This window comes from Pseudomonas sp. MF08875, assembly GCF_059862525.1.
The window spans coordinates 190,443-197,104 of record NZ_JCBCUW010000003.1; the positions used below are offsets into that span (position 1 = coordinate 190,443).

Sequence of the window (6,662 nt, forward strand, 5' to 3'; positions counted from 1 at the left end):
CTGTGCGCGGTCGCCTGTCCTATAACGGCGCCGAAAAGAATAAACAAAACCCGAGCATGAACCGATAGCCAGATAAACCCATCGAATGGGCCTTGGCGTCGGTAAAGCATGCGCAGCCGGTTATACTGGCGACATTCCAAGCCTCAACGGGCACTCTTTTTTATCAGCCACCACAAAGGGAGCGGCGGGTGAGTCTCACAGCCATTGCGCAGCGTATGGATGTAAAAAGCTTTCAGCGACTGGTGATTGGCCTTGTCTTGAGTTCCATGTTGGCTGCCTGTTCCAGCACGCCCAAGGGCAATGTACGGGTGGTCGATCGCAATAATGCAGCGCTTCAGCGGCCGGTAGTGACCACAGGTCAGTACGTGGTCAAACGCAGCGACACCCTGTTTTCGATCGCCTTCCGCTATGGTTGGGACTACAAGGCCCTCGCTGCACGCAACAATATTCCACCGCCTTACACCATCCATCCGGGTCAGACGATTCGCTTCGATGGTCGCTCGGGTTCAACGCCAACCACTGTCGTCACGCAGTCCACTTCGACCCCGTCTTCTTCCAGCAAGACCACTGTGACCCGTCGCCCGGCGGGCACTACCAACGGCGTGATAACCGCTCCGGCGAGTAAGCCTACCCTCGCGCCGCTGCCGCCCGCAGGCCCGGCGCCCAAGGGTTGGGGATGGCCGGCAAATGGCGTTTTGATTGGAAAATTCTCTTCAAACGGTAGTTTGAATAAAGGGATTGATATCGCCGGGGATTTGGGACAGCCTGTTTTAGCTGCGTCTGATGGGGCGGTCGTGTACGCCGGGAGTGGCTTGCGGGGCTACGGCGAGCTCGTCATCATCAAACACAGCGATACCTACGTCAGTGCCTACGGTCATAACCGCAGGCTGTTGGTTCGGGAGGGGCAGCAGGTCAAAGTCGGGCAGGCTATTGCCGAAATGGGGTCAACTGGTACAGACCGGGTGAAACTGCACTTTGAGATTCGCCGTCAGGGTAAGCCTGTAGACCCACTGCAATTCCTGCCACGCCGTTGATCGGTTGTCAGCCTGTTCCCTCACGTAGAAGGAACAGGCTCCAGCGTTGCCAAGGATAAAGGCGCCGCTTGAGCTTGAGGTCGAACTCACCAAAGGACTATAACAATGGCTCTCAGTAAAGAAGTGCCGGAGTTTGACATCGATGATGAGGTTCTCCTGATGGAGGCCGGCATCGCTACGGATTCGATGTCGAATGAGGGATCTGCAACACCTTCAGTTCGCACCAAATCCAAACACTCCGCTTCACTCAAGCAACACAAATACATTGACTACACCCGGGCGCTCGACGCGACCCAGTTGTACCTCAATGAAATCGGCTTTTCCCCACTGCTATCACCGGAAGAAGAAGTTCATTTTGCGCGCTTGTCGCAAAGTGGCGACCCGGCCGGGCGCAAGCGCATGATTGAAAGCAACTTGCGGCTGGTGGTGAAAATCGCCCGACGCTATGTCAATCGTGGGCTTTCACTGCTCGACCTGATCGAAGAGGGCAACCTCGGTTTGATCCGCGCGGTGGAGAAGTTCGACCCGGAACGAGGCTTCCGTTTTTCGACCTACGCAACCTGGTGGATCCGTCAGACCATCGAGCGCGCGATCATGAATCAGACCCGGACCATCCGGTTGCCGATCCATGTGGTCAAGGAACTGAACGTCTACCTTCGGGCCGCACGGGAATTGACGCAAAAACTCGATCACGAACCTTCCCCTGAAGAAATCGCCAACCTGCTGGAAAAACCGGTGGGCGAGGTCAAGCGCATGCTAGGCCTTAACGAGCGGGTTTCCTCGGTGGATGTCTCGCTAGGTCCGGATTCGGATAAAACCTTGCTGGACACCTTGACGGACGATCGCCCTACCGACCCTTGCGAGTTGCTGCAGGACGACGATCTGTCGCAAAGCATCGACCAGTGGCTCTCGGAGCTGACGGACAAACAGCGTGAAGTGGTGATACGCCGCTTCGGGTTGCGTGGCCACGAGAGCAGTACCCTTGAAGATGTTGGCCTTGAGATTGGTTTGACCCGGGAGCGGGTCAGGCAAATCCAGGTCGAGGGGCTCAAACGTCTTCGCGAGATCCTGGAAAAAAATGGCTTATCCAGCGAGTCGCTGTTCCAATAGACCCTTATTGAGCCGGCACAAAAAATCCGGAGCCCTTATGGGGCTCCGGATTTTTTATGGGGCAAGCAAAGCCGATCAGTCGTTGAAGTCTTCCCAACCGCCCATTTGCTTCCAACGGTTGACGATGCCACAGAACAGGTCTGCGGTTTTCTCGGTGTCATAGCGCGCCGAATGCGCCTCGCGGCCATCGAAATCGATATCCGCAGCCTGGCAGGCCTTGGCCAGTACAGTCTGGCCGTAAGCCAAGCCGGCCAGTGTGGCGGTATCGAAGCTGGAGAACGGGTGAAATGGGTTGCGCTTCATGTCCAGGCGCGCCACGGCGGCGTTGAGGAACCCCAGATCAAAGCTGCTGTTGTGACCGACCAGGATCGCTCGTTTGCAACCATTGGCCTTCAGCGCTTTGCGTACACCGCGAAAGATGTCAGTCAGCGCGGCTTCTTCACTCACTGCCATACGTAGCGGGTGGTCGAGCTTGATTCCGGTGAACTCCAGGGCAGCGGCTTCAATGTTGGCGCCCTCGAAAGGCTCGACGCGGAAAAAATAGGTGTGCTCGGGGAACACGAAACCTTTTTCGTCCATGCCAATAGTGGTGGCGGCAATTTCCAGCAGTGCGTCGGTGGCGCAGTTGAAGCCGCCGGTTTCTACGTCGACCACGACAGGCAGGTAGCCCCGGAAGCGGGCCGCCATCGGGTGACGGGAACCGCCGCCGCCATGGCCTTCTTGCTCGTCATCGTAATGGTCTTCACTCACGGGTGTTCCTCCAGCAGGCGCCAGCGCAGTTTTTCACCGGCGCGCAGCGGGATGACAGTCAGCTCGCCGAACGGCAGGCTGGTAGGGGCGGTCCAGTCTTCGCGGACCAGGGTGATGCGATCGGTATTGGCCGGCAAACCGTAGAAGCGCGGGCCATTGAGGCTGGCGAACGCTTCGAGCTTGTCCAGCGCGTTGCGTTGCTCGAAGGCCTCGGCATACAACTCGATTGCCGCATAAGCGGTGTAGCAACCAGCGCAACCGCAGGCGGCTTCCTTGGCGTGCTGAGCATGGGGGGCCGAGTCGGTACCGAGGAAAAACTTGGCATTGCCACTGGTGGCGGCGTCGAGCAGTGCCTGCTGGTGAGTATTGCGCTTGAGGATCGGCAGGCAATAGAAGTGCGGCCGAATACCGCCCACCAGCATGTGATTGCGGTTGTAGAGCAGGTGATGGGCGGTGATGGTCGCCCCCACGTTAGCCGAAGCCTCGCTGACAAACTGCACTGCATCGGCGGTGGTGATGTGCTCGAACACCACTTTCAGGGTCGGGAACAACTCGACCACGCGGCGCATGTGTTCATCGATAAAGAATTTTTCGCGATCGAAGACATCGACATCACCACGGGTGACTTCACCATGAATCAGCAAAGGCATGCCGACTTCGGCCATGGCCTCGATCGCCGGCAGGATTTTGTCGATGCTGGTGACGCCGGAGTCCGAGTTGGTGGTTGCGCCAGCCGGGTACAGTTTGGCGGCGTGCACGAAGCCGCTGGCCTTGGCCTCGCGGACATCTTGCGGTTGGGTGCGGTCGGTGAGGTACAGCACCATCAGCGGCTCGAAGCGACTGCCGGCCGGCCGCGCAGCGAGGATGCGCTGGCGATAGGCATCGGCTTCAGCGGCGTTGCGCACCGGGGGTACCAGGTTGGGCATGATGATGGCGCGACCAAAGGTGCGCGCAACATCCGCCACAGTATTGGGCAGAGCAGCACCATCACGCAGGTGTATGTGCCAGTCGTCGGGACGCAGCAGGGTCAGGCGGTCGGACATTGGGGATTCCAGGCGGGTCAAACTGAGGCGAATGCTACCGGAAAAGACTCTTGCAGGCACTCGCTATCAAGTTTTGTCGCTGGCAACCGATATGCTCAAGGTATGCCGTAAATGAATGTATCGGTCTTTTCAGTTGTAGAAGCCAGTGGAGCCGCCCGTGCGCCAGCGTTATCTAGCCTTGCTCAGTGTGTTTGCCAGCCTGCCGGCCATGGCCCTGACTTTCCAGACTCGTCTGGAGAGCATTGAGTGGAAGGTCGAAGGCGACAAGTTCGAGTGTCGCCTGGCGCAGCCGATCACCGATTTCGGCTCTGGCGAGTTCGTGCGCCGCGCGGGCGAGCAGGCGACGTTTCGCCTCAAAGCCTTTAACGCCTTGCTCGGCGGTGGCTCGGCGACATTGCTGGCGGCGGCGGCCCCGTGGCAGCCGGGGCGTGCTGATATCAACTTGGGGACGGTCAGAAGTGGCAGTGGCGATGTACTGTTCAACAGCTCTCAAGCCCAGGCTGGCCGGCTTATCAGCGGCCTGATGGACGGCCGCAGCCCTGTCGTGCGCCACTACTCCCGCGACGCAGGGGTTTCGGAAATCCGCCTGTTGCCGGTGCGATTCAGCAAGGCCTATAGCGACTATCAAGGTTGCGTGGCCAAGCTCCTGCCCATGAACTTCGAACAAGTGAAGCTGGGCCAGGTTGGGTTTCCGGGCGGCGGCATCGAGCTCGATGAGCAAGCCAAGGCCAAGTTGCAAGTGATGCTCGACTATATGAAGGCCGACCCCACGGTCAACCACATCGAACTCGACGGCCACTCCGATAACAGCGGCAACCGTTTGACCAACCGCGATTTGTCGCGCCGCCGGGCCTTGGCGGTGATGGAGTTCTTCAAGGCCAACGGCATAGAAGAATCCCAGGTGACCATCAGGTTCCATGGCGAACGTTATCCCTTGGTGGCCAACACCAACTCCGCCAACCGGGCCAAGAACCGTCGGGTCAACATTCATCTGCAACGGGTCGCGCCCGTCGAGAAACCGGCCCCGCAAGCCGCTTCCACGTCCAACGCGGCTGCGACGTCTTGAAGCAGCGCTAGTCGCCCGCTCGACATAATCTGTCGCTTCGTCGTCATAAGCTGTCGCGCCACTGTAAATCATCCGCTTGGAACGGTAGACTTGTCGGCTTTCCGTAGAACCCGGTGGAGTGATGGCATGGCGGACGTAAACAAGGTCGTTCTGGCGTATTCCGGCGGCCTGGACACTTCGGTGATCCTCAAGTGGCTGCAGGATACTTACAACTGTGAAGTGGTGACGTTCACCGCTGACCTGGGTCAGGGCGAAGAGGTCGAACCTGCACGCGCCAAGGCACAAGCCATGGGCGTGAAAGAAATCTACATCGACGACCTGCGCGAAGAATTTGTGCGTGATTTCGTTTTCCCGATGTTCCGCGCCAACACCGTTTACGAAGGCGAGTACCTGCTGGGTACTTCCATTGCCCGCCCGTTGATCGCCAAGCGCCTGATCGAAATCGCCAACGAAACCGGTGCCGATGCCATCTCCCATGGCGCGACCGGTAAAGGCAACGATCAAGTGCGTTTCGAGCTGGGCGCTTACGCCCTCAAGCCCGGTGTGAAAGTCATTGCGCCGTGGCGTGAATGGGACCTGCTGTCGCGCGAGAAGCTGATGGATTATGCCGAGAAGCACGGCATTCCGATCGAGCGTCATGGCAAAAAGAAATCCCCGTACTCGATGGACGCCAACCTGCTACACATCTCCTATGAAGGTGGCGTGCTGGAAGACACCTGGACCGAGCACGAAGAAGACATGTGGCGTTGGACCGTCTCCCCGGAGAAGGCTCCCGATGCCCCGCAGTATCTGGAATTGACCTACCGTAACGGCGATATCGTTGCCCTGGACGGTGTCGAAATGACTCCGGCCACCGTTCTGGCCACCCTGAACCGCATCGGTGGCGAACATGGCATCGGTCGTCTGGATATCGTCGAGAACCGTTACGTCGGTATGAAGTCCCGTGGCTGCTACGAAACCCCTGGCGGCACCATCATGCTGCGTGCGCACCGCGCCATTGAGTCCATCACCCTGGACCGTGAGGTCGCTCACCTTAAAGATGAGTTGATGCCCAAGTACGCCAGCCTGATCTATACCGGCTACTGGTGGAGCCCAGAGCGTCTGATGCTGCAACAAATGATTGATGCTTCCCAGGCTCACGTGAACGGTGTGGTTCGCCTGAAATTGTACAAGGGCAATGTGATTGTCACTGGGCGCAAGTCCGATGAGTCGCTGTTCGATGCCAATATCGCGACCTTTGAAGAAGATGGTGGCGCTTATAACCAGGAAGATGCAGCGGGCTTTATCAAACTGAATGCATTGCGCATGCGCATTGCGGCCAACAAGGGCCGCAAGCTGTTTTGATGTTTTAGCTGGTGTGTATAAGAAAAGGCCCTGCAGTGCAGGGCCTTTTTTATTGAATTCGTTTAATACAACCGTTGTATGTGATGGCATGATGTATAAACAGATCTCGCGGGTGTTTGTTCTTGTTATTAGCCATTGGCCTGGTAGGACAGGGTTAAAGCAAAGTTGTTCAAGTTGTAAGAAATATAGCCTGAATTCATAGAATAAGCGCAACGCTTGAAACGAGAGGCAGAGAGCCAGCCACCGGTAGAATCCAGGCTCTCACACCGAAGGATTCAAGCGCAGATGACTACGCATTACCGGCAGCTGACTCAG

Annotated in this window: 6 protein-coding genes; 4 read left to right on the forward strand and 2 right to left on the reverse strand. The window is 57.8% G+C overall.

Features of this window, described 5'->3' with window-relative positions; translation table 11 throughout:
• The first annotated feature begins 188 nt into the window (after positions 1 to 188).
• Positions 189 to 1,034: a peptidoglycan DD-metalloendopeptidase family protein gene (locus AC19YT_RS03160; RefSeq protein WP_500609693.1), complete on the forward strand. Its 846-nt coding sequence runs from the start codon at positions 189 to 191 to the stop codon at positions 1,032 to 1,034.
• 105 nt (positions 1,035 to 1,139) lie between these two features.
• Positions 1,140 to 2,144, forward strand: coding sequence for an RNA polymerase sigma factor RpoS (rpoS, locus tag AC19YT_RS03165; RefSeq protein ID WP_095106451.1), 1,005 nt, complete (start codon positions 1,140 to 1,142; stop codon positions 2,142 to 2,144).
• 75 nt (positions 2,145 to 2,219) lie between these two features.
• On the opposite strand, the gene rnt is transcribed toward rpoS, so the two are convergent.
• Together rnt and pyrC are read right to left on the reverse strand one after the other, a co-directional pair.
• Positions 2,220 to 2,894: a ribonuclease T gene (gene rnt, locus AC19YT_RS03170; RefSeq protein ID WP_095106453.1), complete on the reverse strand. Its 675-nt coding sequence runs from the start codon at positions 2,892 to 2,894 to the stop codon at positions 2,220 to 2,222.
• Positions 2,891 to 3,937, reverse strand: coding sequence for a dihydroorotase (pyrC, locus tag AC19YT_RS03175; RefSeq protein ID WP_500609694.1), 1,047 nt, complete (start codon positions 3,935 to 3,937; stop codon positions 2,891 to 2,893). The genes rnt and pyrC overlap by 4 nt, the downstream gene beginning before the upstream one ends.
• 157 nt (positions 3,938 to 4,094) lie before the next feature.
• Between pyrC and AC19YT_RS03180 the strand changes: the two genes are divergently transcribed.
• The gene (locus AC19YT_RS03180) at positions 4,095 to 5,003 is read left to right on the forward strand and encodes a flagellar protein MotY (RefSeq protein WP_500609695.1); all 909 of its coding nucleotides are present in this window, start codon (positions 4,095 to 4,097) and stop codon (positions 5,001 to 5,003) included.
• A gap of 126 nt (positions 5,004 to 5,129) precedes the next feature.
• The gene (locus AC19YT_RS03185; RefSeq protein ID WP_095106457.1) at positions 5,130 to 6,347 is read left to right on the forward strand and encodes an argininosuccinate synthase; all 1,218 of its coding nucleotides are present in this window, start codon (positions 5,130 to 5,132) and stop codon (positions 6,345 to 6,347) included.
• The last annotated feature ends 315 nt before the right edge of the window (positions 6,348 to 6,662 follow it).